Origin of the sequence: Pseudomonas sp. dw_612 (assembly GCF_018449725.1) — a bacterium.
Lineage (GTDB): Bacteria > Pseudomonadota > Gammaproteobacteria > Pseudomonadales > Pseudomonadaceae > Aquipseudomonas.
This window is the reverse complement of record NZ_JAAVVC010000002.1, coordinates 429,183-454,530: the sequence shown is the minus strand read 5'-3', so window position 1 is coordinate 454,530 and position 25,348 is coordinate 429,183. Positions and strand designations below refer to the sequence as shown.

At 58.9% G+C, this 25,348-nt stretch carries 24 protein-coding genes; 22 read left to right on the top strand and 2 right to left on the bottom strand.

The annotated features are described in order from the left end of the window. Window positions 1-12 precede the first annotated feature (12 nt). From HB680_RS05305 to ispD, 14 genes are all read left to right on the top strand, one after another. Window positions 13-516: an OmpH family outer membrane protein gene (locus HB680_RS05305; protein ID WP_054047181.1), complete on the top strand. Its 504-nt coding sequence runs from the start codon at window positions 13-15 to the stop codon at window positions 514-516. A 3-nt stretch (window positions 517-519) separates the two neighbouring features. Continuing rightward, a complete protein-coding gene (gene lpxD / locus HB680_RS05300) occupies window positions 520-1,575 on the top strand; it encodes a UDP-3-O-(3-hydroxymyristoyl)glucosamine N-acyltransferase (RefSeq protein WP_213937539.1) in 1,056 nt (351 codons plus the stop codon). A gap of 108 nt (window positions 1,576-1,683) precedes the next feature. After that, on the top strand, window positions 1,684-2,124 hold the full coding sequence (gene fabZ / locus HB680_RS05295; RefSeq protein ID WP_008154051.1) for a 3-hydroxyacyl-ACP dehydratase FabZ: 441 nt from the start codon (window positions 1,684-1,686) through the stop codon (window positions 2,122-2,124). Beyond that, window positions 2,121-2,897, top strand: coding sequence for an acyl-ACP--UDP-N-acetylglucosamine O-acyltransferase (gene lpxA, locus HB680_RS05290; RefSeq protein ID WP_213937538.1), 777 nt, complete (start codon window positions 2,121-2,123; stop codon window positions 2,895-2,897). Before fabZ ends, lpxA begins: the two co-directional genes overlap by 4 nt. A gap of 2 nt (window positions 2,898-2,899) precedes the next feature. After that, window positions 2,900-4,030: a lipid-A-disaccharide synthase gene (gene lpxB, locus HB680_RS05285; RefSeq protein ID WP_213937537.1), complete on the top strand. Its 1,131-nt coding sequence runs from the start codon at window positions 2,900-2,902 to the stop codon at window positions 4,028-4,030. 11 nt (window positions 4,031-4,041) lie between these two features. Next, complete coding sequence (rnhB, locus tag HB680_RS05280) at window positions 4,042-4,668, top strand: ribonuclease HII (RefSeq protein WP_054047172.1); 627 nt, start codon at window positions 4,042-4,044, stop codon at window positions 4,666-4,668. A 76-nt stretch (window positions 4,669-4,744) separates the two neighbouring features. Next, entirely contained in the window at window positions 4,745-8,266 is a 3,522-nt protein-coding gene (gene dnaE, locus HB680_RS05275) for a DNA polymerase III subunit alpha (RefSeq protein ID WP_213937536.1), read from the top strand. Window positions 8,267-8,406: 140 nt separating this feature from the next. Beyond that, window positions 8,407-9,354, top strand: coding sequence for an acetyl-CoA carboxylase carboxyltransferase subunit alpha (locus HB680_RS05270; RefSeq protein WP_213937535.1), 948 nt, complete (start codon window positions 8,407-8,409; stop codon window positions 9,352-9,354). Window positions 9,355-9,485: 131 nt separating this feature from the next. Further along, complete coding sequence (gene tilS, locus HB680_RS05265) at window positions 9,486-10,814, top strand: tRNA lysidine(34) synthetase TilS (protein ID WP_213937534.1); 1,329 nt, start codon at window positions 9,486-9,488, stop codon at window positions 10,812-10,814. A gap of 274 nt (window positions 10,815-11,088) precedes the next feature. Further along, window positions 11,089-12,720 carry a CTP synthase gene (locus HB680_RS05260; RefSeq protein WP_092272412.1) on the top strand — a complete coding sequence of 544 codons (1,632 nt, stop codon included), beginning with the start codon at window positions 11,089-11,091 and terminating at the stop codon, window positions 12,718-12,720. A gap of 5 nt (window positions 12,721-12,725) precedes the next feature. Then, entirely contained in the window at window positions 12,726-13,571 is an 846-nt protein-coding gene (gene kdsA / locus HB680_RS05255; protein WP_054047163.1) for a 3-deoxy-8-phosphooctulonate synthase, read from the top strand. A gap of 156 nt (window positions 13,572-13,727) precedes the next feature. Continuing rightward, the gene (eno, locus tag HB680_RS05250; protein ID WP_213937533.1) at window positions 13,728-15,017 is read left to right on the top strand and encodes a phosphopyruvate hydratase; all 1,290 of its coding nucleotides are present in this window, start codon (window positions 13,728-13,730) and stop codon (window positions 15,015-15,017) included. Between the two features lie 172 nt (window positions 15,018-15,189). After that, window positions 15,190-15,468, top strand: coding sequence for a cell division protein FtsB (gene ftsB / locus HB680_RS05245; protein ID WP_008028992.1), 279 nt, complete (start codon window positions 15,190-15,192; stop codon window positions 15,466-15,468). Next, window positions 15,465-16,172 (top strand): 2-C-methyl-D-erythritol 4-phosphate cytidylyltransferase, encoded by a 708-nt coding sequence (ispD, locus tag HB680_RS05240; protein WP_213937532.1) that lies wholly within the window; start codon window positions 15,465-15,467, stop codon window positions 16,170-16,172. Before ftsB ends, ispD begins: the two co-directional genes overlap by 4 nt. A 112-nt stretch (window positions 16,173-16,284) precedes the next feature. On the opposite strand, the gene HB680_RS05235 is transcribed toward ispD, so the two are convergent. Continuing rightward, window positions 16,285-17,181 (bottom strand): LysR substrate-binding domain-containing protein, encoded by an 897-nt coding sequence (locus HB680_RS05235; protein WP_213937531.1) that lies wholly within the window; start codon window positions 17,179-17,181, stop codon window positions 16,285-16,287. A gap of 107 nt (window positions 17,182-17,288) precedes the next feature. On the opposite strand from HB680_RS05235, the gene HB680_RS05230 reads away from it, so the two are divergent. From HB680_RS05230 to rpoS, 8 genes are all read left to right on the top strand, one after another. Next, window positions 17,289-18,401 carry an S-(hydroxymethyl)glutathione dehydrogenase/class III alcohol dehydrogenase gene (locus tag HB680_RS05230; protein WP_213937530.1) on the top strand — a complete coding sequence of 371 codons (1,113 nt, stop codon included), beginning with the start codon at window positions 17,289-17,291 and terminating at the stop codon, window positions 18,399-18,401. Between the two features lie 8 nt (window positions 18,402-18,409). Then, the gene (gene fghA / locus HB680_RS05225; RefSeq protein WP_213937529.1) at window positions 18,410-19,255 is read left to right on the top strand and encodes an S-formylglutathione hydrolase; all 846 of its coding nucleotides are present in this window, start codon (window positions 18,410-18,412) and stop codon (window positions 19,253-19,255) included. 43 nt (window positions 19,256-19,298) lie between these two features. Beyond that, window positions 19,299-19,772, top strand: a complete 474-nt coding sequence (gene ispF, locus HB680_RS05220; RefSeq protein ID WP_010462780.1) for a 2-C-methyl-D-erythritol 2,4-cyclodiphosphate synthase — start codon at window positions 19,299-19,301, stop codon at window positions 19,770-19,772. Beyond that, the gene (gene truD, locus HB680_RS05215) at window positions 19,769-20,827 is read left to right on the top strand and encodes a tRNA pseudouridine(13) synthase TruD (protein WP_213937528.1); all 1,059 of its coding nucleotides are present in this window, start codon (window positions 19,769-19,771) and stop codon (window positions 20,825-20,827) included. The genes ispF and truD overlap by 4 nt, the downstream gene beginning before the upstream one ends. After that, on the top strand, window positions 20,815-21,564 hold the full coding sequence (gene surE / locus HB680_RS05210; RefSeq protein ID WP_213937527.1) for a 5'/3'-nucleotidase SurE: 750 nt from the start codon (window positions 20,815-20,817) through the stop codon (window positions 21,562-21,564). Before truD ends, surE begins: the two co-directional genes overlap by 13 nt. A 41-nt stretch (window positions 21,565-21,605) precedes the next feature. Then, window positions 21,606-22,241 (top strand): protein-L-isoaspartate(D-aspartate) O-methyltransferase, encoded by a 636-nt coding sequence (locus tag HB680_RS05205; RefSeq protein WP_173860469.1) that lies wholly within the window; start codon window positions 21,606-21,608, stop codon window positions 22,239-22,241. 211 nt (window positions 22,242-22,452) lie between these two features. Then, on the top strand, window positions 22,453-23,310 hold the full coding sequence (locus HB680_RS05200; RefSeq protein ID WP_213937526.1) for a peptidoglycan DD-metalloendopeptidase family protein: 858 nt from the start codon (window positions 22,453-22,455) through the stop codon (window positions 23,308-23,310). 105 nt (window positions 23,311-23,415) lie between these two features. Continuing rightward, a complete protein-coding gene (gene rpoS / locus HB680_RS05195) occupies window positions 23,416-24,423 on the top strand; it encodes an RNA polymerase sigma factor RpoS (RefSeq protein ID WP_054047143.1) in 1,008 nt (335 codons plus the stop codon). Between the two features lie 460 nt (window positions 24,424-24,883). Here the strand turns inward: rpoS and fdxA are convergent, their stop codons facing one another. Continuing rightward, window positions 24,884-25,207 (bottom strand): ferredoxin FdxA, encoded by a 324-nt coding sequence (fdxA, locus tag HB680_RS05190; protein ID WP_054047139.1) that lies wholly within the window; start codon window positions 25,205-25,207, stop codon window positions 24,884-24,886. Window positions 25,208-25,348: the final 141 nt, after the last annotated feature.

Genomic DNA, 25,348 nt, shown 5'->3' with positions numbered 1-25,348 from the left:
TAGGAGTGCATCGTGCGTAAGTTGACTCAATTGGTTCTCCTGGCGACCGTACTGGTAGCAGGTCCGGCTTTTGCCGACATGAAAATCGCCGTCCTGAACTATCAGATGGCTCTGCTGGAATCCGACGCGGCCAAGAAGTACGCCGTGGATGCCGAGAAGAAGTTCGGTCCGCAACTGACCAAGCTGAAAACCCTGGAAAGCAGTGCCAAAGGTATCCAGGACCGTCTGGTAGCCGGTGGCGACAAGATGCAGCAAGGCGAACGCGAACGTCTGGAGCTTGAATTCAAGCAAAAGGCGCGTGACTTCCAGTTCCAGTCCAAGGAATTGAACGAAGCCAAAGCCGTTGCTGACCGTGAAATGCTGAAGCAGCTCAAGCCGAAACTGGACAGCGCTGTGGAAGAAGTCATCAAGAAAGGTGCTTTTGACCTGGTCTTCGAGCGTGGCGCAGTGATTGATGTCAAACCTCAGTACGACATCACTCGCCAGGTTATCGAGCGCATGAATCAGCTGAAGTAATCCATGACAGCGACTATAAAGCTCGGCCAATTGGCCGAGTTCCTCGGCGCCACCCTACGTGGCGACCCGGAGAAAGAAATTACTGGGCTAGCCACTTTGCAAGAGGCTGGCCCAGCTCAGTTGAGCTTTCTGGCAAACCCTCAATACCGTAAATACCTGCCGGACAGCAAAGCCGCAGCCTTGTTGCTGAAGGCCGCTGACGCTGAAGGTTTTGCCGGTAATGCGCTGGTCGTGCCGGATCCGTACCTGGCTTACGCCCGTGTTTCCCATCTGTTCGACCCCAAGCCAAAAGCGGCTGCGGGTATTCATCCGACAGCGGTGATTGCGGCGGACGCGGTGGTCGATCCAGCGGCAAGCATTGGTGCCTTTGTGGTGATCGAAAGCGCAGCGCGTATCGCTGCGGGTGTAACCGTGGGGGCTCATTGCTTCATCGGTGCGCGCTGTGAGATTGGCGAGGGCGGTTGGCTGGCTCCGCGGGTCACGCTGTACCACGATGTACGTATTGGTAAACGAGTCGTGATTCAGTCGGGTGCCGTACTCGGTGGTGAAGGCTTCGGTTTTGCCAACGAGAAAGGTGTCTGGCAGAAGATCGCCCAGATTGGTGGCGTTCTGGTCGGTGACGATGTGGAGATTGGCGTGAATACCGCCATCGACCGTGGGGCGCTGGCCGATACCATCCTCGGCAATGGTGTGAAGCTCGACAATCAGATTCAGATCGCCCATAACGTCCAGGTTGGTGATCACACCGCCATGGCAGCGTGCGTGGGGATTTCCGGCAGCACCAAGATCGGCAAGCATTGCATGCTCGCCGGCGGTGTAGGGCTGGTGGGGCATATCGAGATTTGCGACAACGTTTTCCTGACCGGCATGACCATGGTGACCCACTCGATTACCGAGCCGGGTTCCTATTCATCCGGAACAGCCATGCAACCGGCTGCCGAGTGGCGCAAAAGCGCGGCACGCATCCGTCAGCTCGATGACATCGCGCGGCGTCTGCGACAACTGGAAAAGCGAGTAGGGGAAGTGACCCCTGGCGGTAATGCTTCATCAGATGGCTGATACCATTTCCATATCAAGTGTGCACAGCCGCTAGACTGCCTCCTTGATTTGCTAGAGGGGTGCGCTTCAGTCGCGCGCTCCCAATCTTTACATAGGCTTCCCCCCGAAATGATGGACATCAACGAGATTCGCGAATACCTGCCTCACCGTTACCCGTTCCTGCTGGTGGACCGGGTCGTGGATCTGGATGTGGAAGGCAAGCGCATTCGCGCCTACAAGAATGTCAGCATCAACGAACCGTTCTTCAATGGTCACTTCCCCGCGCATCCAATCATGCCGGGCGTATTGATCATCGAAGCGATGGCTCAGGCTGCCGGCATCCTTGGCTTCAAAATGCTCGATGTGAAGCCTGCCGATGGCACGCTCTACTACTTCGTCGGCTCCGACAAGCTGCGTTTTCGCCAGCCAGTCACCCCAGGCGATCAGTTGATCCTCGAAGCCCGCTTCATCAGCTGCAAGCGTCAGATATGGAAGTTCGAGTGCCAGGCTTCCGTTGACGGCAAGCCAGTCTGCTCCGCTGAAATCATCTGCGCGGAACGCAAACTATGAGTTTGATTGACCCTCGCGCAATCATCGATCCGTCGGCCATTCTGGCTGACGACGTCGAGGTCGGCCCTTGGTCGATCGTCGGCGCAGGTGTGGAAATCGGCGAGGGAACAGTGATCGGGCCGCATGTGATTCTCAAAGGCCCGACCCGAATCGGTAAGCACAACCGCATCTACCAGTTTTCCTCGGTAGGTGAGGACACGCCCGACCTGAAATACAAGGGCGAAGAAACCCGCCTGGTCATCGGTGACCACAACGTCATCCGTGAAGGCGTAACGATTCACCGTGGCACCGTGCAGGACCGTTCGGAAACCACCCTGGGCGATCACAACCTGATCATGGCCTATGCCCACATCGGGCATGACAGCGTTATTGGCAACCACTGCATTCTGGTCAACAACACCGCGTTGGCCGGCCATGTGCACGTTGAAGATTGGGCGATCCTGTCCGGCTTCACCCTGGTTCACCAGTATTGCCACATCGGCGCCCACAGCTTTTCCGGCATGGGGACCGCCATCGGCAAGGACGTTCCGGCATACGTCACGGTATTCGGCAACCCCGCCGAGGCCCGCAGCATGAACTTCGAAGGCATGCGCCGTCGCGGTTTCAGCGAAGACGCGATCCACGCCCTGCGTCGCGCCTACAAGGTGGTTTATCGCCAGGGCCTGACGGTCGAGCAGGCGCTCGCCGAACTGGTCGAACCGTCGGTACAGTTCCCGGAAGTCGCGGTATTCCGTGATTCCATCCAGTCTTCGACTCGCGGCATCACCCGTTAATCATGGCTAATCTGCGTATCGCGCTGGTAGCGGGTGAGGCTTCCGGTGACATTCTGGGCGCCGGTTTGATGCGTGCGCTCAAGGCACAACATCCGACGATCGAATTTATTGGCGTTGGCGGTCCGTTGATGCAGGCCGAAGGCCTGACCTCCTACTTCCCGATGGAACGACTTTCGGTCATGGGGCTGGTGGAAGTGCTGGGTCGATTGCGAGAGTTGATGGCCCGGCGCAAGAAGCTGATCGCCGACCTGATCGCCGAGAAGCCCGACGCGTTCATCGGCATCGATGCCCCGGACTTCAACCTCAATATCGAACTCAAGCTGCGTCAGGCCGGGATCAAGACCGTGCATTACGTCAGCCCGTCGGTCTGGGCCTGGCGACAGAAGCGCGTGCTGAAGATTCGTGAAGGCTGCGACCTGATGCTGACGCTGTTCCCGTTCGAAGCAAAATTCTACGAAGAGAAAGGCGTACCGGTTCGGTTCGTCGGGCACTCCTTGGCCGATGCGATTCCGTTGCAAGCCGATCGCGCTGCGGCGCGGGCCGAACTCGGTTTGCCTGACGGCCCGCTGGTGGCGCTGATGCCGGGCAGCCGTGGCGGCGAAGTAGGGCGTCTCGGCGCGTTGTTCCTCGATACCGCCCAGCGTTTACGGGCCCTGCGCCCCGGCGTGCGATTTGTCATGCCCTGTGCCAGCCCCGAACGCCGCGCCCAACTCGAAGAGTTGCTGGCCGGCCGCGATCTGCCGCTGACGTTGCTCGATGGCAAATCCCATTTGGCCCTTGCGGCCTGCGACGCCGTGTTGATCGCCTCCGGAACCGCTACGCTTGAAGCGTTGTTGTACAAGCGGCCGATGGTGGTTGCTTATCGACTGGCGCCGCTGACGTTCTGGATCCTCAAACGCATGGTGAAAAGCCCTTACGTCTCGCTGCCCAACCTGCTGGCCCAGCGCCTGCTGGTGCCCGAGTTGCTGCAAGACGATGCGACGGTTGAGGCCCTGGCCCAAACCTTGTCGCCGCTGATCGAGGGCGGTGAAGAACAGACCCGCGGCTTCGATGAAATCCACCGGACCTTGCGTCTGGATGCCTCCAACCAGGCGGCGGACGCCGTGCTGAAACTGATCGGCCAAGTACAATGAGTAAGACAAGCATGCAAATGGGGCTGGATTTCACCTTGGTCGCTGAAGTGGAAGACTTGGTTGCCGGCGTCGATGAAGTCGGTCGCGGCCCGCTCTGCGGCGCCGTGGTCACGGCTGCGGTGATTCTCGATCCGAATCGGCCGATCCTGGGCCTGAACGATTCGAAGAAGCTCACCGAAGCCCGCCGCGAAAAGCTCTACGACGAAATCTGCGAGAAGGCCCTGAGCTGGCACATCGCCCGGGCCGAAGTCGAAGAAATCGACGAGCTGAATATTCTGCATGCCACCATGCTGGCCATGCAGCGCGCCATCGAGGGCCTGCACATTCAGCCGAAACTGGCGATGATCGACGGCAACCGCTGCCCGAAACTGTCCATGCGCGCCGAAGCGGTGGTGCAGGGCGACGGCAAGGTGCCGGCCATCGCTGCCGCCTCGATTCTGGCCAAGGTCAGTCGCGACCGTGAAATGGCTGCTTTCGAATTGATCTACCCGGGTTACGGCATCGGCGGCCACAAAGGCTACCCGACCCCCGTTCATCTGGAAGCCCTGGCCCGCTTGGGGCCAACGCCGATTCACCGCCGCTCGTTCGCCCCGGTGCGCCTGGCCTACGAGGCGCGGGAAAACCTGATCGAGAGTTAGTCGCAAGGCTGATGTTTTTTTCAAGGCCCGGTACAATCCGGGCCTTGTTGTCTTCACGTTTACAGACAGGATCACTATGCCGGCTTCATTCGTTCACCTACGCCTGCACACTGAATATTCCCTGGTCGACGGTCTGGTGCGGATCAAACCGCTGGTCAAGACCCTGGTCGGCATGAACATGCCTGCCGTGGCGGTCACTGACCAGAACAACATGTGTTCCCTGGTCAAATTCTATAAAGCGTCCATGGGCGCCGGCATCAAGCCGATCTGCGGCGCCGACCTGTGGCTGTCGAACAAAGATCCGGACAACCCGTTGAGCCGGATCAGCCTGCTGGCGATGAACGCCGTGGGTTATCGCAACCTCACCGAACTGATCTCCCGCGGCTTTATCGACGGTCAGCGTAATGGCTCGATCATCATCGAGCGCGAGTGGGTGGCCGAAGCCAGCGAAGGCTTGATCATGCTGTCGGCGGCGAAAGAGGGCGAGATTGGCCTGGCCATGCTCGGCGGCAACCCGGCGGAAGCGGAAACCCTGGCGCGCGAGTGGATGGCGGTGTTCCCTGATCGCTTCTATCTGGAAATCCAGCGCACCAACCGTCCCAATGACGAAGAGCAATTGCACGGCGCCGTGGCCCTGGCCGAGAAGATCGGCGCGCCGCTGGTGGCCACCAACGACGTGCGCTTCATCAAGCAGGAAGACTTCGAAGCCCACGAAACCCGCGTTTGCATCGGTGAGGGTCGCGCCCTCGACGATCCGCGGCGTTCGAAAAACTACAGCGATCAGCAATACCTCAAAAGCGCCGAGGAAATGGCCGAGCTGTTCAGCGACATTCCCGAGGCGCTGGAAAACACCGTCGAGATTGCCAAGCGCTGCAATATCGAAGTGAAGCTGGGCAAGCACTTTCTGCCCAACTTCCCGATCCCCGATGGCATGACCATCGACGAGTATTTCCGCAAGGTGTCCTTCGATGGCCTGGAAGATCGCCTCAGCGTCCTGCTGCCCAAGGACACCACCGAAGACTACGAAGCCAAGCGCCAGGTTTACGTCGACCGGCTGAATTTCGAGCTGGATATCATTATCCAGATGGGTTTCCCCGGCTACTTCCTGATCGTTATGGACTTTATCCAGTGGGCCAAAAGCAACGGCGTGCCGGTAGGTCCGGGCCGGGGGTCGGGTGCCGGGTCGCTGGTGGCCTACGTGCAGAAGATCACCGACCTCGATCCGCTGGAATATGACCTGCTGTTCGAACGGTTCCTTAACCCGGAACGGGTATCGATGCCCGATTTCGACGTCGACTTCTGCATGGACGGGCGCGACCGGGTAATTGAATACGTGGCCGAAAAATACGGTCGCAACGCGGTAAGCCAGATCATCACCTTCGGTTCCATGGCCGCAAAGGCTGTGGTCCGCGACGTGGCGCGGGTGCAGGGCAAGTCCTACGGTTTGGCGGATCGTCTGTCGAAGATGATCCCGTTCGAAGTCGGCATGACCCTGGAAAAAGCCTACGAGCAGGAAGAAATCCTGCGCGACTTTATCAAGGTCGATGAAGAAGCTGCCGAAATCTGGGAAATGGCGCGCAAGCTGGAAGGCGTTGTGCGGAACGTCGGTAAGCACGCTGGTGGTGTAGTTATTGCCCCGACCAAGTTGACTGACTTCTCGCCGATCTATTGCGACGAGGCCGGTGATGGCCTGGTAACCCAGTTCGACAAGGACGACGTTGAGGCCGCCGGCCTGGTGAAGTTCGACTTCCTCGGTCTGCGAACCCTGACGGTCATCGACTGGGCGCTGAAAACCATCAACCGTGATCGCGCCAAGGTCGATCAGCCGCCGCTGGACATCGCGTTTATCCCGCTGGACGACAAACCGACTTACACGCTGCTACAAAAAGCTGAAACCACCGCGGTGTTCCAGCTCGAGTCCCGGGGTATGAAGGAGCTGATCAAAAAGCTCAAACCCGACTGCCTGGAAGACTTGATCGCACTGGTGGCCCTGTTCCGTCCGGGCCCATTGCAATCGGGCATGGTGGACGACTTCATCAACCGTAAGCACGGTCGCGCCGAACTGGCGTACCCGCACTCGGACTACCAGTACGAAGGCCTCAAGCCCGTATTGGCGCCGACTTACGGCATCATCCTGTATCAGGAACAGGTGATGCAGATTGCCCAGGTCATGGCCGGTTACACCCTCGGCGGTGCGGACATGCTGCGTCGGGCGATGGGTAAGAAAAAACCCGAAGAAATGGCCAAGCAGCGCGGCGGTTTCATTGAAGGTTGCGCCACCAACAATATCGACGCCGACCTCGCCGGTAACATTTTCGACCTGGTAGAGAAATTCGCCGGTTACGGCTTCAACAAGTCTCACTCCGCCGCTTACGGTCTGGTGTCCTACCAGACCGCATGGCTGAAAACCCACTACCCGGCGCCGTTCATGGCCGCGGTACTGTCGGCGGATATGCACAACACCGACAAGGTCGTGACCTTGATCGAAGAAATTCGCACCATGAAGCTGCGTCTCGACGCGCCGGATGTGAATACCTCGGAGTTCAAGTTCACGGTGAATGACGAAGGCCGGATTATCTACGGCCTCGGCGCGATCAAAGGTGTGGGCGAAGGTCCGGTGGAAGCCATCACTGAGGCGCGTCAGGCCGGTCCGTTCAAGGATCTGTTCGACTTCTGCGCCCGTGTCGACCTCAAGCGTATCAACAAACGCACCCTGGACGGCTTGATCCGCAGCGGCGCGCTGGACCGTCTCGGTCCGTACTTCCATGACGAGCAGAAAGCCTATCAGGCCAACATTGACCGCAATCGTGCGGTCCTGCTGAACGCCATGGAAGGGGCGATCAAAGCCGCCGAACAGACCCTGCGTACCAAAGACAGCGGTCACGTTGATCTTTTTGGCGGCCTGTTCGTCGAAGAAGACGCCGATGTCTACGCCAATCACCGCAAGGCCAAGGAACTGACCCTCAAGGAACGGCTGAAAGGCGAGAAAGACACCTTGGGCCTGTACCTGACCGGTCACCCGATCGACGAGTACGAAGGCGAGATCCGCCGCTTCGCCCGTCAACGCATCATCGACCTGAAACCAGCGCGGGATACGCAGACGGTCGCAGGCATGATCATCGCGTTGCGGGTGATGAAGAACAAAAAGGGCGACAAGATGGGTTTCATCACCCTCGACGACCGCTCGGGCCGGATCGAAGCGTCGCTGTTTGCCGAGGCGTTTCACTCTGCGCAGTCGCTGTTGCAGACCGACGCGATGGTGGTGGTCGAAGGCGAAGTCAGCAACGACGACTTCTCCGGTGGCTTGCGCTTGCGGGTCAAGCGGGTGATGAGCATGGAAGATGCGCGCACCAACCTGGCCGAAAGCCTGCGCCTGAAGCTGCACACGCAGGATCTGAAAGGCGATCAGCTACGCTGGCTCGGTGAGCTGTTCAAGCGTCACCGCGGCGCATGCCCGATCACCATGGAGTACACCAGCCCTGATGCGAAGGCCTTGTTGCAGTTCGGCGAGACCTGGCGGATCGACCCGGCGGATGCCTTGATTCAAGCCCTGCGTGACCAGTTCGGGCGAGACAACGTCTTCCTCCAATACCGTTGACGGTCAGGCTCTATTCTCAGGGCCTGATCTCGACCTGAATTTTTAATCTCGACCTGAACGCGCCTCTCCCTTAAGGTAGGGCGCGAATAGACAACCGGCCGGCCCAAGCTCTCTTGGATGTCGACCCAAGACGGACGCCTATGAACCCGAATTTTCTAGATTTCGAACAGCCGATCGCCGACCTGCAAGCCAAGATCGAAGAGTTGCGCTTGGTCGGTAATGACAATTCGCTGAATATCGGCGATGAGATCTCCCGCCTGCAGGACAAAAGCAGCACGCTGACCGAAGACATCTTCGGCAAGCTGACCAGCTGGCAGATCGCGCGTCTGGCGCGTCACCCGAAACGTCCATACACCCTGGACTACATCGAGCACATCTTCACCGAGTTCGACGAACTGCATGGCGACCGTCACTTCTCCGACGACGCTGCCATCGTTGGCGGCATTGCCCGTCTGGACGATGAGCCAGTGATGATCATCGGGCACCAGAAAGGCCGTGAAGTGCGCGAGAAGGTTCGCCGCAACTTCGGCATGCCGCGTCCGGAAGGCTACCGCAAGGCCTGCCGTCTGATGGAAATGGCCGAACGTTTCAAAATGCCGATCCTGACCTTCATCGACACCCCGGGTGCTTACCCAGGCATCGACGCCGAAGAGCGCAACCAGAGCGAAGCGATTGCCTGGAACCTGCGTGTCATGGCCCGCCTGAAAACCCCGATCATCGCCACCGTAATCGGTGAAGGTGGTTCCGGTGGTGCGTTGGCCATCGGTGTCTGCGATCAGTTGAACATGCTGCAGTACTCGACCTACGCGGTGATTTCGCCGGAAGGTTGCGCGTCGATCCTGTGGAAAACCGCCGAGAAAGCACCGGATGCCGCTGAAGCCATGGGCATCACCGCCGAGCGCCTGAAAGGTCTGGGCATCGTCGACAAAGTGATCGGCGAGCCATTGGGCGGCGCTCATCGCGATCCGGCGGCTGCCGCTGCTTCGATCCGTGCCGAGCTGAGCTCGCAACTGGCGATGCTGAAGAAGTTCGACAACGAAGCGCTGCTCAAGCGTCGTTACGATCGACTGATGAGCTACGGTCTCTGATCTGACCTCGGCTTCAATGTGGGAGCGGGCTTGCTCGCGAAAGCGGTATAACATTCAACTCATGCGTTGAGTGTTAAACAGCCTTCGCGAGCAAGCCCGCTCCCACATTTGTTTTGTGTGAAGTGATCGATATGAGCCCGTCCATGATTGATCTGCCAACCAGGCTTCTGCTGAACCTGAAACTCTGGCGCACCGCCGCCACCTGGCGCATCGCCTTCTCGGGCGGCCTCGACTCCACCGTCCTGCTGCACCTTCTCGCACACCTCGCCAAAACCCAATCCCTGCCGACACTCAGCGCTTTCCATGTTCACCATGGCCTTCAGGCTGCGGCCGATGTGTGGCCGGCGCACTGTCAGTCAGTCTGTGATGCGCTGGGTGTGCCGCTGGAGGTTGTCCGCGTTCAGGTCCAGCCGGGCGCCAGCCTTGAGCGTGCCGCCCGGGACGCGCGTTATGGCGCCTTCATTGCGGCGACTGAAACTAATGAAGTGCTGCTGACCGCGCAGCACCGTGACGATCAGGCTGAAACCCTGCTGTTTCGACTGTTGCGCGGGGCCGGGGTGCGTGGATTGTCGGGGATGCCGAGTGAGCGTGCGTTGGGTCGGGGGCATCTGCTTCGGCCGTTGCTGGACGTCACCCGCGAGGAACTTGAGGCCTATGCCGTCGCGCATCAATTGAGCTGGATCGAAGATCCCTCGAATGAGGATCGACAGTTCTCGCGCAATTACCTGCGGCATCAGGTGTTCCCGGTGCTGACCGAGCGCTGGCCGCAAGCGCAGACGACCATGGCCCGCAGCGCCGGGCATTTGCGCGAAGCCCAGGGGTTGCTCGATGAGTTGGCGCAAATTGATTTGCTCGAGGCGGGCAGCCGCAGTGATTTCGATTGGCTCGGCTTGCCGTCTCTGGAGCTGGCATCGCTGGAAAAGCTGTCCGCCGCGCGTCAACGCAATGCCTTGAGTTGCTGGCTGGCGAACCGGACTCGTTTGCCGGACAGCGACCATTGGTCGGGTTGGCAAGATTTGCGCGATGCCACTGGTGATGCGCGGCCGGTGTGGCGTCTGGCGGACGGTGAATTGCATCGGGCGAGCGGGCGTATCTGGTGGTTGTCCGGTGCCTGGTTGCGCACGCCACCGGAGGCCGGACGCTGGGCCGACCCCACATTACCGCTGTCGTTGCTCGATAACGGCTGGCTCACGTTGATCGGCCAAATTCCCGATGGCCCGTTGCATATCCGCTATCGTGAAGGAGGCGAGATCATGCATCTGCCCGATCGCGGTCACCGTGACCTGAAGCGTTTGCTTAATGAAAGAGGGATACCGTTGTTTGCCCGTGGCAGATTGCCGCTGCTCTACCGCGGCGAGCAATTGCTGGCTGTGGCGGGGTTGCAGGGGTTGAATGGCAGCGCGCGGGACGGCTGGAATTTGCATTGGCAGCCGCCGACCGAAGATCAAGGTTTGAGCTGAAAGGGGCTTTCCGGTAGACTACGCTCCCTTCTTGATACAACTTCTGTGGATTCGCCTGAATTGCAGGAGTTGCCGATTACCAAGCAGTCTTTGCTGGGCGATTCCAAAAAATGTGTAGCGAGCAACGCACCGGTGTTTCATCTCCCGGTCTGTCCCAACGCGGCGGTTTTTTTGAAAGATGCACTGTGATTAATGCAGGTGATCGGGGGCTTCGGCCTTCCTTCGCTTTCCCCGGCGGCTCGGACCGCTTTAACGCAGACTTCTAGGGTTTTTCATGACGCGCTACATATTCGTCACGGGCGGTGTTGTTTCTTCATTGGGGAAAGGCATTGCCTCGGCTTCATTGGCGGCCATCCTGGAGGCGCGGGGACTTAAGGTCACCATGCTGAAGCTGGACCCGTACATCAACGTTGATCCGGGCACCATGAGCCCGTTCCAGCACGGTGAAGTGTTCGTCACCCACGACGGCGCCGAGACCGACCTGGACCTGGGCCACTACGAGCGGTTCATCCGCACGACCATGACCCAGAACAACAACTTCACCACCGGCCGTGTCTACGAACACGTCCTGCGCAAAGAGCGCCGTGGTGATTACCTGGGCGCCACCATCCAGGTGATCCCGCACATCACCGACGAAATCAAGCGCCGGATCATCAAGGGCGCCGGCGATGCCGACGTGGCGATGGTCGAGATCGGTGGCACCGTGGGTGACATCGAGTCGCAACCGTTCCTCGAAGCGATCCGCCAATTGCGTTTCGAAGTCGGCGCCAAGCGCGCGATGCTGATGCACCTGACGCTGGTGCCGTACATCGCCACCGCCGGCGAAACCAAAACCAAGCCAACCCAGCACTCGGTCAAGGAACTGCGTTCCATCGGCCTGCAACCTGACGTGCTGGTGTGCCGCTCCGATCACCCGATCGACATCTCGTCCCGTCGCAAGATCGCCCAGTTCACCAACGTTGAAGAACGTGCGGTGATTGCGCTGGAAGACGCCGACACCATCTACAAGATCCCGGGCATCCTGCACTCCCAGGGCCTGGATGATTTTGTCGTCGAGCGTTTCGGCCTGCAATGTGGCGGCGCTGATCTGTCCGAGTGGGAAGCCGTGGTCGACGCCAAGCTCAACCCTGAGCACGAAGTCACCATCGCCATGGTCGGCAAGTACATGGAACTGCTGGACGCCTACAAGTCGCTGATCGAAGCGATGAGTCACGCCGGCATCAGCAACCGTACCAAGGTCAACCTGCGCTACATCGATTCCGAAGACATCGAAAACCAGGGCACCGCGCTGCTCGAAGGTGTCGACGCGATCCTCGTACCGGGCGGCTTCGGTCTGCGTGGCGTGGAAGGCAAGATCACCGCTGTTCAATACGCTCGCGAAAACAAGGTTCCGTACCTGGGCATCTGCCTGGGCATGCAAGTGGCCGTGATCGAGTTCGCTCGTAACGTGCTGGGCTGGAAAGACGCCAACTCCACCGAGTTCGATCGTGCAAGCGGCCACCCGGTCGTGGGCCTGATCACCGAGTGGGAAGATGCCACCGGCGCCGTTGAAACCCGTACCGAAGCGTCCGACCTGGGCGGCACCATGCGCCTTGGCGCACAGGATTGCCTGCTGGAACCGGGTTCGCTGGTTCACGATTGCTACGCAAAAGATGTGATCGTCGAGCGTCATCGTCATCGCTACGAAGTGAACAACAACCTGCTGCCGCAAATCATGGAAGCCGGCCTGAAAATCTCCGGTCGTTCCGGTGACGGCGCGCTGGTTGAAGTGGTTGAAGCTCCGGATCATCCTTGGTTCGTGGCTTGCCAGTTCCACCCTGAGTTCACCTCTACCCCGCGCGACGGTCACCCGTTGTTCACCGGTTTCGTCAAAGCAGCATTGACTCAACACCAGAAGAAGGCGTGAAACCAATGGCGCAGAAGATCATCCGTGTAGGCGATATCGAGATTGCCAACGACAAGCCAATGGTGCTTTTCGGTGGCATGAACGTGCTGGAAAGCCGCGACATGGCGATGCAGGTCTGCGAAGAGTACGTCAAGGTCACCGAGAAACTCGGTATCCCTTACGTGTTCAAGGCCAGTTTCGACAAGGCTAACCGGTCTTCCGTGACCTCTTACCGTGGCCCCGGCCTGGAAGAGGGCATGCGGATCTTCCAGGACATCAAACAAGCCTTCGGCGTGCCGATCATCACCGACGTCCACGAGCCTGAACAGGCCGCGGTCGTCGCTGAAGTCTGCGACATCATCCAGTTGCCGGCCTTCCTGTCGCGCCAGACCGACCTTGTGGTCGCGATGGCCAAGACCGGCGCGGTGATCAACATCAAGAAAGCCCAGTTCCTTGCACCGCACGAAATGAAACACATCCTGAGCAAATGCGTGGAAGCGGGTAACGATCAGTTGATCCTCTGCGAACGCGGTTCGAGCTTTGGCTACAACAACCTGGTCGTCGACATGCTCGGCTTCGGCATCATGAAGCAGTTCGAATACCCGGTATTCTTCGACGTGACCCACTCGCTGCAAATGCCGGGTGGTCGTTCCGATTCCGCTGGCGGTCGCCGCGCCCAGGTCACCGACCTGGCCAAGGCCGGCATCAGCCAGTCGCTGGCGGGCCTGTTCCTCGAAGCTCACCCGGACCCGGACAACGCCAAATGTGATGGCCCTTGCGCCTTGCGTCTGGACAAACTGGAGCCATTCCTGGCCCAGCTCAAAGCTTTGGACGAACTGGTTAAGAGTTTTCCGACGGTAGAAACCGCGTAAACCTCATTTCTCCGGTAAAGTACCGCACGATTTAATGTTCAGGCCCCCGGGCCTGAGCCTTATCGTCCGCAAGCCTGCCCGCTGCACACCACTTGCCGACGGTAAAAGATTTCCTCTAGCTGCGTCGTTTTCGTCAACTTTGGAGTGTTTACAACAATGGCAAAAATCGTCGACATCAAAGGTCGTGAAGTTCTCGACTCCCGTGGCAATCCCACCGTCGAAGCGGACGTGCTTCTCGATAACGGCATCATCGGTAGCGCTTGCGCGCCGTCCGGTGCTTCCACTGGCTCGCGTGAAGCACTCGAGCTGCGTGATGGCGACAAGAGCCGTTACCTGGGCAAGGGCGTGCTTAAAGCCGTAGGCAACATCAACGGTCCGATTCGCGACCTGCTGTTGGGTAAAGACCCAAGCGACCAGAAAGCCCTCGATCACGCGATGATCAAGCTCGACGGTACTGAAAACAAAGGCTCCCTGGGCGCCAACGCGATCCTCGCCGTTTCCCTTGCCGCGGCCAAGGCAGCAGCGCAGGACCAGGACCTGCCGCTGTACGCTCACATCGCCAACCTGAACGGCACCCCGGGTGTTTACTCGATGCCGGTTCCGATGATGAACATCATCAACGGTGGCGAGCACGCCGATAACAACGTCGACATCCAGGAATTCATGGTTCAGCCGGTTGGCGCCAAGTCTTTCTCGGAAGGTCTGCGCATGGGCACCGAGATTTTCCACCACCTCAAAGCTGTGCTGAAGGCCCGTGGCCTGAGCACCGCAGTGGGTGACGAAGGTGGTTTCGCACCGAACCTGGCCTCCAACGAAGACGCTCTGAAAGTGATCTCCGAAGCCGTAGCCAACGCCGGTTACACCCTGGGCACCGACGTGACCCTGGCTCTGGACTGCGCGGCCAGCGAATTCTACGAAGACGGTAAATACAACCTGTCCGGCGAAGGCCATGTGTTCACCTCCGAAGGTTTCGCTGACTACCTCAAAGGCCTGACCGAGCGTTACCCGATCATCTCCATCGAAGATGGCCTGGACGAGTCCGACTGGGCTGGCTGGAAAGTTCTCACCGACAAGATCGGCGAGAAAATCCAACTGGTGGGCGACGACCTGTTCGTGACCAACACCAAGATCCTGAAAGAAGGCATCGATAAGAAGATCGCCAACTCGATCCTGATCAAGTTCAACCAGATCGGCACCCTGACCGAAACCCTGGAAGCCATCCAGATGGCCAAGGCTGCTGGTTACACCGCCGTGATCTCGCACCGCTCCGGCGAAACCGAAGATTCGACCATTGCCGACCTGGCTGTGGGCACTGCGGCTGGCCAGATCAAGACCGGCTCCCTGTGCCGTTCCGATCGCGTTTCCAAGTACAACCAACTGCTGCGTATCGAAGAGCAGTTGAACGGCAAAGCCAAGTACAACGGCCGCAGCGAGTTCCGCGGTTAAGTAGTACATGGTAAAAAAGACACCGGATTGTGTCGGAAAAATCGCGACAGCGACGTTTTTGCCACTAATCTGATGCCTTAAGAGCACAAGCCTGGGTCTTCCAGGCTTCGTGCTATCAGAAGCTTCATAGTTTTGGCATGGCTGTCTTTTTTCACTGGATACCTGATATTCGATGCGCAGTCCCAATTGGTTGTTCCTCGTCTTGCTCCTGCTGCTGGCTGGCCTGCAGTACCGCCTGTGGGTGGGAAATGGCAGTCTGGCGCAAGTCGCCGAACTGACTCAGCAGATTGCGGATCAACACGCCGAGAACGAAGGGTTGCTGGAACGCAACCGGGTGATGGACGCCGAAGTCAGTGAGTTGAAAAAGGGCATGGAGACCGTTGAAGAGCGGGCTCGTCATGAGTTGGGCATGGTCAAGGACGGTGAAACCCTTTACCAGTTGGCTCAATGATCCAGTCGTTACCGGCCTTCTGGGCCGTGATTCCTGCCGCGGGCGTCGGTGCCCGTATGGCCGCGGACCGTCCCAAGCAATACTTGCAACTGGGCGGGCGCACTATTCTCGAACACAGCCTCGGCTGTTTCCTTGATCATCCTGCCCTGAAGGGGTTGGTGGTCAGTCTTGCGATAGATGATCCTTATTGGCCGAACCTGGCGTGTGCCTCCGATCCTCGTATTCAACGGGTCGAGGGTGGCGCCGAGCGTTCCGGGTCGGTGCTCAATGCGTTGCTGCATTTGCATGCGTTGGGCGCTGATGATGAGGATTGGGTGCTGGTGCACGATGCGGCACGGCCAAATCTGGGCCGGGATGATCTCGACAAGTTGCTCAGCGAATTGGCGGATGATGCGGTTGGCGGGTTGTTGGCGGTGCCTGCGCGGGACACCCTTAAGCGGGTCGACAAGCACGGACGTGTCGTCGAAACCGTGGATCGTAGTGTGATCTGGCAAGCCTATACGCCGCAGATGTTTCGCCTCGGTGCGTTGCATCGGGCATTGGCGGATAGTCTGGTCGCGGATGTTGTGATTACCGATGAAGCATCGGCGATGGAGTGGTCGGGTTTGGCGCCACGCTTGATCGAAGGTCGGTCCGACAACATCAAGGTGACTCGGCCTGAAGATCTGGAGTGGTTGCGCCAGCGTTGGGCTAACCGCCGCTAAAAGATCGCAGCCTCGTTGCACTCGACAGCTCCTACATTGCCCGTGTGCACCGTATGGCACTTGTAGGAGCTGTCGAGTGCAACGAGGCTGCGATCTTTTGATCTTCAAACCATCAAACCCGATACTCCGGTCGCTCAGCCAACCCTTCCTTCAAATAATCCACCAACTTGCGCACCTTCGGCGACAGATGTCGTTGCTGTGGATAAAGTGCCCACACCGCTGTATTCGGCGGTTGATGCGGCTCCAACAGCGAAATCAACGCGCCGCTGTGCAAATGCTCCAGCACGTAATAGTCCGGCAACTGACACAGCCCCACCCCTTGCAGCGCCGCATCCAATACCGCTTGCCCACTGTTGCAACGCCAGTTTCCCTGCACGCGTTGCGAAAATTCCCGCCCGTTCTGTTCCAGTTGCCACAGGTCCGAACTGCCGATGAGGCAGTTATGCCGGCTCAATTCCGACAAGCTGTGTGGCCGACCATAGCGTTCCAGGTAGGACGGTGAGGCGCACAGGTACATGCGTCGCGGTGCCAGGCGTGTCGCCACCAGCCGCGAGTCTTGCAGGCGACCGAGGCGGATCGCCAGGTCCAGGCCTTCGTGCACCAGATCGAGTTGGCGATTGCTTAGCTCAATGTCGATCCGCAGCTGCGGGTAAAGTCCCATGAATCGGGTTACCAGCGGCACGATGAAGCGCTCGCCGTAAGCCACGGCGCAGGTCATGCGCAGCATGCCTTTGGGTTCGCTGGTCAGGTCGCCGACCGCGCGTAGCGCTTCTTCGCGACCATCCTGCAAACGCTGGCAATGTTGCAGGAAGGTTTGCCCGGCCTCGGTCAGGGTGACCCGGCGGGTGCTGCGATACAGCAGCCGCGTCTGAAGGCGCTCTTCCAAACGTACGATTTGTCGGCTGACATGGGAGGAAGAAACCCCAAGACGTTCAGCCGCCGCAGTGAATTGGCTGCACTCGGCGACGGCGACAAACTCGTCGATCCCTTCCCAGCGGTTTTCAGACATTTAGGATTATCCCTGTACGGCAATAATATTTTGCATTTGTCCTGATTATTCATCGTACGGCGGTGTATTACACTCCTTGTCTCGTTTTTATTCACTGGAGAGTCAGCATGATCAAGTCGCGCGCCGCCGTTGCCTTCGAGGCCAAGAAACCCCTCGAAATCGTTGAAGTCGATGTCGCCATGCCGAAGGCCGGTGAAGTCCTGCTGCGCGTCGTGGCGTCCGGTGTTTGTCACACCGACGCCTACACCTTGTCCGGCGCTGACCCGGAAGGCATCTTTCCGTCGATCCTCGGTCACGAAGGTGGCGCCATCGTTGAAGCCATCGGCGAAGGCGTGACCTCGGTCGCGGTCGGCGATCACGTGATCCCGCTGTACACCCCGGAATGTCGTCAGTGCAAATTTTGCCTATCGGGCAAAACCAACCTGTGCCAGGCCATTCGCGCAACCCAAGGCAAAGGCCTGATGCCGGATGGCACTTCGCGCTTTTCCTACAAGGGCCAGCCGATTTTCCACTACATGGGCACCTCGACTTTCTCCGAGTACACCGTGCTCCCGGAAATCTCCGTCGCCAGGATTCCTAAAGAAGCGCCACTGGAAAAAGTCTGCCTGCTGGGCTGCGGCGTCACCACCGGCATCGGCGCGGTGCTCAATACCGCCAAGGTAAAACCGGGTGACACCGTGGCCATTTTCGGCCTGGGCGGCATCGGTTTGTCGGCGGTGATTGGCGCGGTGAAAGCCAAGGCTGCACGCATCATTGCCATCGACATCAACCCGGCCAAATTCGAGATCGCCAAGCAATTGGGTGCAACCGATTGCGTGAACCCGAAAGATTTCGATCGTCCGATCCAGGAAGTCATCGTCGACATGACCGACGGCGGCGTCGACTATTCCTTCGAGTGCATCGGCAATGTGCAATTGATGCGTGCGGCCCTTGAGTGCTGCCACAAGGGTTGGGGCGAGTCGGTGATCATCGGCGTGGCCGGTGCCGGCCAGGAAATCTCGACCCGTCCGTTCCAACTGGTCACCGGTCGCGTCTGGCGCGGTTCGGCGTTTGGCGGCGTGCGCGGGCGTACCGAGTTGCCAAGCTATGTGGAAATGGCCGAAACCGGCGAAATCCCGCTGGATACCTTCATCACCCACACCATGGGTCTGGAGGATATCAACAAGGCGTTTGACCTGATGCATGAAGGCAAGAGCATCCGTTCCGTCATCCATTTCTGAGGTCGGACATGAGCCTGGAAAATATCTCCTGCCAGAAAAGCTTCGGCGGCTGGCACAAACGCTACCGGCACCGCTCCGATGTGCTCGGCTGCGACATGGTGTTCGCCGTGTACCTGCCGCCGCAAGCGGAGCAGGGCGGCAAGTTGCCGGTGCTGTATTGGCTGTCCGGCCTGACCTGCACCGACGAGAACTTCATGCACAAGGCCGGCGCCCTGCGCATGGCAGCCGAGCTGGGGCTGATCATCGTTGCGCCGGACACCAGCCCGCGCGGTGCTGATGTGCCGGGTGATCCGGACGGCGCCTGGGACTTCGGCCTTGGTGCCGGCTTCTATCTGAATGCCACCCAGGAACCCTGGTCCCGGCACTATCGGATGCATGACTATGTCGTGCAGGAATTACCGGCATTGGTCGAAGCGCATTTCCCTGCCTCGGACAAACGCGGCATCAGCGGTCATTCCATGGGCGGCCACGGCGCGTTGGTCTGTGCGCTGCGAAACCCGGGCCGTTATCAGTCGGTGTCGGCGTTTTCGCCGATCAACAATCCGATGGATTGCCCGTGGGGGCAGAAGGCTTTCTCCCGCTACCTCGGTGAAGACCGTTCGAAGTGGCGCGAATGGGATGCCTGCGCCTTGATCGCCGAAGCCAATGAGCAATTGCCGTTGCTGGTCGATCAAGGGGATCGCGACGACTTCCTCGCCACCCAGCTCAAGCCTGAAGCCTTGCAACAAGCGGCCAAACTGGCGGGTCATCCGCTGACGTTGCGTCTGCAACCGGGCTACGATCACAGCTATTTCTTCATCGCCAGTTTTATAGACGACCACTTACAGCATCACGCACGCGCCCTAGGCGTGTAATGCAGGTAGAATCACGCCCTGACAAAAATCGGGGCGTTTTTTTATGCGTATTGGCCACGGCTATGATGTGCACCGTTTCGCTGAAGGCGATTTCATTACTCTGGGCGGCGTGCGTATTGCACACGGCTTCGGGCTGCTCGCTCACTCCGACGGTGACGTCCTGCTGCACGCCTTGAGCGATGCCTTGCTCGGCGCCGCTGCGCTGGGTGATATCGGCAAGCACTTCCCGGACACCGACCCGACATTTAAGGGCGCCGACAGCCGTGTGCTGTTGCGTCACGTCGTCGCACTGATCCACGCCAAAGGCTGGAAAGTCGGCAACGTCGATAACACCATCGTCGCCCAGGCGCCAAAAATGGCCCCGCATATCGAATCGATGCGCGCGCTGATTGCCGCGGATCTTCAAGTTGAGTTGGATCAAGTGAACGTGAAAGCTACCACCACCGAAAAGCTCGGCTTTGTCGGTCGCGAAGAAGGCATTGCCGTGCATTCCGTTGCCTTGTTGCTGCGCGCATGAACGAACTGCAATTGCTCGGCCCGCGGGCCTATGGCGAAGCCCTCGGCACAGCGGTACTGAAAGCCACGGCGGAAGATTTTCAAGTCGATGAAGTGCTCAATATCCCGCTCAGTGGTGATGGCGAGCATCTGTGGATCTGGGTGGAAAAGCGCGGTCTGAACACCGAAGAAGCCGCACGCCGGATCGCCAAGGCGGCGGGGGTGCCGTTGCGGACCGTGAGTTACGCGGGCCTCAAGGACCGGCAGGCGTTGACTCGCCAGTGGTTCAGCGTGCAACTGCCGGGCAAGGCTGATCCTGATCTGTCGGCGGCCGAAAACGACACGCTGAAAATCCTCAAGACCGGTCGGCACAAACGCAAGTTGCAGCGCGGCGCCCACTCGGCCAATGGCTTCACCTTGCGCCTGACTCAATTTGCCGGTGACAAGGTCGCAATCGAAGAACGTCTGCAGTTGATCGCCCAAAAGGGCATTCCCAATTATTTCGGCTCCCAGCGCTTCGGCTTTGACGGCGGTAACGTCGTTGACGCGCGCGCCTGGGCTGCACGTAAGGCGTTGCCGGAACAGCGCAATGTGCGTTCGCGCCTGCTCTCCACGGCGCGCAGCTTTCTATTCAACCAAGTGCTGGCGGCGCGTGTCGCCGATGGCACCTGGCAGCGTGCCCAGGTCGGTGATTTGCTGGCCTTCACCGACAGCCGCAGCTTTTTTCCGGCCGGTGAAGCAGAGTGCAGCGACCCGCGCCTGGCGATTCTGGACCTGCATCCGACCGGCCCACAGTGGGGCGAAGGTGACTCGCCGGCCACGGGCGCTGTCCATGAACTGGAGCAGGAAATCGCCAGCCGCGAAGCAGACTTGCGCGATTGGTTGATTAACGCCGGTATGAGCCACGAACGTCGCATCCTGCGGCTGCCCATTGGTGGGTTGACGTGGCATTATCCCGAGCCTGACATTCTGCAACTGGAATTCGTCCTCCCGGCCGGATGCTTCGCCACCGTATTGGTGCGCGAACTCGTCGATCTGGTGCCGGTGGGGCAGACGGACAGCCCATGCGTATTCTGATTTCTAACGACGATGGGGTAACCGCACCCGGTCTCGCCGCGCTTTATGCTGCGCTGGCGGATTACACCGAGTGCGTGGTTATCGCCCCGGACCAGGACAAAAGCGGCGCCAGCAGTTCGCTGACGCTCGATCGTCCGTTGCACCCGCAAACCCTGGCCAACGGCTTTATCAGCCTCAATGGCACACCCACCGATTGCGTGCACCTGGGCCTTAACGGCTTGCTGGAACGCGAGCCGGACATGGTGGTTTCCGGTATCAACCTGGGTGCGAACCTGGGGGATGACGTGTTGTATTCCGGCACCGTGGGGGCGGCCCTTGAAGGTCGCTTCCTGGAGCGTCCTTCGTTTGCCTTTTCGTTGGTCTCACGGCAAATAGAGAACCTTCCCACAGCCGCCTACTTTGCGCGCAAACTGGTCGAAGCCCATGCTGACCTCCAGCTGCCCCCGCGCACGGTGCTGAACGTGAATATTCCCAACCTGCCGCTGGACCACATCCGCGGTATTCAGTTGACCCGCCTCGGGCATCGCGCCCGCGCCGCGGCGCCGATAAAAGTAGTCGATCCGCGCGGCAAGTCCGGTTACTGGATTGCGGCCTCCGGGGACGCCGAGGACGGCGGGCCGGGGACTGACTTTCATGCGGTGATGCAGGGCTATGTCTCAATCACTCCACTACAACTGGATCGCACCTTCAATGATGCCTTCAGAAGTCTCGATGGCTGGCTGGAGGGGCTGCGTTAATGTCTCGTGAACAAGACGATATGCTGCGTCGCGGCATCGGCATGACCTCTCAGCGAACCCGCGAGCGGCTCATTCAGCGGCTGTATGAAGAGGGCATTTCCAACGCCAAGGTGCTGGAAGTGATCCGCCGTACACCGCGTCACCTGTTTGTCGACGAGGCGCTGGCGCACCGGGCCTACGAAGATACCGCGCTGCCGATCGGTAATAACCAGACCATCTCCCAGCCTTATATGGTGGCTCGCATGAGCGAGCTGCTGTTGGAGGCCGGTCCGCTGGACAAGGTGATGGAGATCGGCACCGGCTCGGGCTACCAGACCGCCGTGCTGTCGCAACTGGTGGAACGGGTGTTCTCGGTGGAGCGCATCAAGGTGTTGCAGGACCGGGCCAAGGAGCGCCTGGTCGAGCTGAACCTGCGCAACGTTGTGTTCCGCTGGGGCGATGGTTGGGAAGGCTGGCCGGCCCTGGCTCCGTATAACGGCATTATTGTCACGGCTGTCGCCACCGATGTGCCCCAGGCATTGCTCGATCAGTTGGCGCCGGGCGGGCGTCTGGTGATTCCGGTTGGCTCCGGCGAGGTCCAGCAATTGATGCTGATCATCCGTGAAGAACAGGGCTTTTCCCGGCGCGTTCTGGGGGCGGTGCGCTTCGTGCCATTGCTCAACGGGCCACTGGCCTGAGCATTTGTTTTCGCGCGCTGAATTCTCTTCGATTGCCCATGTCTTACAGCGGCGTCGATCGGTTAAACGGTATTCATCGTCAGGCAGCAAACGTGTGCGCCGAGCGAATTCGCTTCATTAAAGGTAAAGGCTGTACGGCCCGTTATACTTGCGACATTTCGTGCCGGAACACGGCAAACCACATTTTCAGCCACCACAAAGGGAGCGGCGGGTGAGTCTCACAGTCATTGCGCAGCGTATGGGTACAACAAGCTTTCAGCGCCTGGTGACTGGCCTTGTCTTGAGCACGTTGCTGGTCGGTTGCTCCAGCACCAAGTCGAGCACCGTGGGCGTGGTGGACCGCAACAATGCCGTCGCCCAGCGCCCGGCGGTGACCACGGGTCAATATGTCGTTCGACCTAAAGACACCTTGTTCTCGATCGCGTTTCGCTACGGTTGGGACTACAAAGCCCTCGCAGCACGGAACAATATTCCTACGCCGTATACGATCCATCCGGGTCAGACAATTCGCTTTGATGGTCGCACCGGTTCAACGCCGACGGCGGTCGCCAGTGCACCGAATTCAACGCCTTCTTCGACGCTGAAAACAACGGTAATTCGGCGCCAACCGAATGGCGCAACCACGAGCACAGCGGTGGTTGCACCGTCCGTCGCCAACAAGCCAGCACCCGCACCACTGCCTCCAGCAGGTCCGGCCCCGACCGGCTGGGGATGGCCTTCTAATGGCATATTAATTGGAAAATTCTCTTCAAACGGTAGTTTGAATAAAGGAATTGATATCGCCGGAGATTTGGGACAGCCTGTTTTAGCTGCGTCTGATGGGACGGTGGTATACGCCGGGAGTGGCTTAAGGGGCTACGGCGAATTAGTCATCATCAAACACAGCGATACCTACGTCAGTGCCTACGGACATAACCGCAGGCTGTTGGTTCGGGAGGGGCAGCAGGTCAAAGTCGGACAGACAATTGCCGAAATGGGGTCAACGGGTACAGACCGGGTGAAACTGCATTTTGAGATTCGCCGACAAGGTAAGCCTGTAGATCCGCTGCAATTCCTGCCACGTCGTTGATTTGTTGTCAGCCTGTTCCGTCACGTAGAGGGAACAGGCTCCAGCGTTGCCAAGGATAAAGGCGCCGCTTGAGCTTGAGGTCGAACTCACCAAAGGACTATAACAATGGCTCTCAGTAAAGAAGTGCCGGAGTTTGACATCGACGATGAGGTTCTCCTTATGGAGACCGGCATCGCTACGGATTCGATGTCGAATGATGAAGGGGCAGCACCACCTTCCGTTCGTGCCAAATCCAAACACTCCGCTTCGTTAAAGCAACACAAGTACATCGACTACACGCGGGCACTTGATGCCACGCAGTTGTATCTCAATGAAATCGGCTTTTCCCCGCTGCTCTCTCCGGAAGAAGAAGTTCATTTTGCGCGCTTGTCGCAAAGTGGCGATCCGGCCGGGCGCAAACGCATGATTGAAAGCAACCTGCGGCTGGTGGTGAAAATCGCCCGACGTTACGTCAATCGTGGTTTGTCGCTGCTGGACCTGATCGAAGAGGGCAACCTCGGATTGATCCGGGCAGTGGAAAAGTTCGACCCCGAGCGCGGCTTCCGCTTTTCGACCTACGCAACCTGGTGGATTCGTCAGACCATCGAGCGCGCGATCATGAATCAGACCCGGACCATCCGGTTGCCGATCCATGTGGTCAAAGAGCTCAACGTGTACCTGAGGGCCGCACGGGAGCTGACTCAAAAGCTCGATCACGAACCTTCACCCGAAGAAATCGCTAACCTGCTGGAAAAACCGGTAGGTGAGGTCAAGCGCATGCTGGGCCTGAATGAACGGGTTTCTTCGGTCGACGTCTCGCTGGGTCCGGATTCGGATAAAACCCTGCTGGACACCCTTACCGACGATCGTCCAACCGATCCATGCGAACTGCTGCAGGACGATGACCTGTCCCAGAGCATCGATCAGTGGCTCTCGGAGCTGACCGACAAGCAACGCGAGGTGGTCATACGCCGCTTCGGCCTGCGCGGTCACGAGAGCAGCACGCTTGAAGATGTAGGCCTGGAAATCGGCCTTACCCGGGAGCGGGTCAGGCAAATCCAGGTGGAAGGGCTTAAGCGCCTTCGAGAAATTCTCGAGAAGAACGGCCTGTCGAGTGAGTCGCTGTTTCAATAAAGCATTCATTCAATGGCAGCAAAAAGCCTCGACTGGTTCGGGGCTTTTTGTTGCCTGGGAGAAATCTCAGGTTCGTAGTCTCGCGTTGTAAGACTTTGCTTACTCTTTCGTAAGTGTTCGTTATTTTTACAGGTTGGTGGTTGCCCATTTTCAAAACGTTTCCATATTAAGTGGCTGACTTATATGGATATTTTGTTTTATTAAGTAGATATGACAGGGCGTTTCGCCAGCGAAGTGCGGTTGCTCATGCCGGGGAACTCTCTAGTATCTGGGTTGTGCCGACGGATCGACACGCCCTTCAAGGAAGAGGGGAAAGGACATCGCAGGACGCGGTTCATCAGGACGATGAAAAGGAATACAGGGAATAGGGAAAAAATGTGGGCGGGTCAAACCGCCCCTTTTTTTGCCTGTAGAAAAGCAAAAAGGCCCGCAAGGGGCCTTTTCGAGAACGCGGGGTCAATCAGCGTTCGAGGTCTTTGATCTTGCCTTTGACGCCATCCCACTCTTCGGCATCGGGCATCGATTCTTTCTTCTCGGTGATGTTCGGCCAGATTTCGGCCAGCTCAACGTTCAGCTGAATGAATTCCTGCATCTCTTCCGGGACTTCATCTTCGGAGAAGATGGCCACGGCCGGGCATTCTGGTTCGCACAGTGCGCAGTCGATGCACTCATCCGGGTGAATCACCAGGAAGTTCGGGCCTTCGTAAAAGCAGTCCACCGGACAGACTTCTACGCAGTCGGTGTACTTGCACTTGATGCAGTTGTCGGTGACGACGAAGGTCATTTCTAATTTTCTCCTCAGGCGGCGGCAGCGAAGCCCCTTAACATTGGGGTCGCCAGGTTCGAGAGCGATAGTCTGCTGGCCAGGCTATGAGCCAGCAGCATCCCAAACCGCGCGAGATTCTAACAGCTTGCAGGCAAGTGC

What these genes read in the sequence shown, in the direction of transcription:
- lpxA (WP_213937538.1), top strand. Translation starts at nt 2,121, where the DNA reads ATGAGTTTGATTGACCCTCGCGCAATCATCGATCCGTCGGCCATTCTG.
- fdxA (WP_054047139.1), bottom strand. Translation starts at nt 25,207, where the DNA reads ATGACCTTCGTCGTCACCGACAACTGCATCAAGTGCAAGTACACCGAC.
- ispF (WP_010462780.1), top strand. Translation starts at nt 19,299, where the DNA reads ATGCGTATTGGCCACGGCTATGATGTGCACCGTTTCGCTGAAGGCGAT.
- fabZ (WP_008154051.1), top strand. Translation starts at nt 1,684, where the DNA reads ATGATGGACATCAACGAGATTCGCGAATACCTGCCTCACCGTTACCCG.
- eno (WP_213937533.1), top strand. Translation starts at nt 13,728, where the DNA reads ATGGCAAAAATCGTCGACATCAAAGGTCGTGAAGTTCTCGACTCCCGT.
- HB680_RS05205 (WP_173860469.1), top strand. Translation starts at nt 21,606, where the DNA reads ATGACCTCTCAGCGAACCCGCGAGCGGCTCATTCAGCGGCTGTATGAA.
- lpxB (WP_213937537.1), top strand. Translation starts at nt 2,900, where the DNA reads ATGGCTAATCTGCGTATCGCGCTGGTAGCGGGTGAGGCTTCCGGTGAC.
- surE (WP_213937527.1), top strand. Translation starts at nt 20,815, where the DNA reads ATGCGTATTCTGATTTCTAACGACGATGGGGTAACCGCACCCGGTCTC.
- HB680_RS05230 (WP_213937530.1), top strand. Translation starts at nt 17,289, where the DNA reads ATGATCAAGTCGCGCGCCGCCGTTGCCTTCGAGGCCAAGAAACCCCTC.
- rnhB (WP_054047172.1), top strand. Translation starts at nt 4,042, where the DNA reads ATGCAAATGGGGCTGGATTTCACCTTGGTCGCTGAAGTGGAAGACTTG.
- lpxD (WP_213937539.1), top strand. Translation starts at nt 520, where the DNA reads ATGACAGCGACTATAAAGCTCGGCCAATTGGCCGAGTTCCTCGGCGCC.
- HB680_RS05260 (WP_092272412.1), top strand. Translation starts at nt 11,089, where the DNA reads ATGACGCGCTACATATTCGTCACGGGCGGTGTTGTTTCTTCATTGGGG.
- dnaE (WP_213937536.1), top strand. Translation starts at nt 4,745, where the DNA reads ATGCCGGCTTCATTCGTTCACCTACGCCTGCACACTGAATATTCCCTG.
- HB680_RS05235 (WP_213937531.1), bottom strand. Translation starts at nt 17,181, where the DNA reads ATGTCTGAAAACCGCTGGGAAGGGATCGACGAGTTTGTCGCCGTCGCC.
- rpoS (WP_054047143.1), top strand. Translation starts at nt 23,416, where the DNA reads ATGGCTCTCAGTAAAGAAGTGCCGGAGTTTGACATCGACGATGAGGTT.
- ftsB (WP_008028992.1), top strand. Translation starts at nt 15,190, where the DNA reads ATGCGCAGTCCCAATTGGTTGTTCCTCGTCTTGCTCCTGCTGCTGGCT.
- truD (WP_213937528.1), top strand. Translation starts at nt 19,769, where the DNA reads ATGAACGAACTGCAATTGCTCGGCCCGCGGGCCTATGGCGAAGCCCTC.
- fghA (WP_213937529.1), top strand. Translation starts at nt 18,410, where the DNA reads ATGAGCCTGGAAAATATCTCCTGCCAGAAAAGCTTCGGCGGCTGGCAC.
- HB680_RS05270 (WP_213937535.1), top strand. Translation starts at nt 8,407, where the DNA reads ATGAACCCGAATTTTCTAGATTTCGAACAGCCGATCGCCGACCTGCAA.
- ispD (WP_213937532.1), top strand. Translation starts at nt 15,465, where the DNA reads ATGATCCAGTCGTTACCGGCCTTCTGGGCCGTGATTCCTGCCGCGGGC.
- tilS (WP_213937534.1), top strand. Translation starts at nt 9,486, where the DNA reads ATGAGCCCGTCCATGATTGATCTGCCAACCAGGCTTCTGCTGAACCTG.
- kdsA (WP_054047163.1), top strand. Translation starts at nt 12,726, where the DNA reads ATGGCGCAGAAGATCATCCGTGTAGGCGATATCGAGATTGCCAACGAC.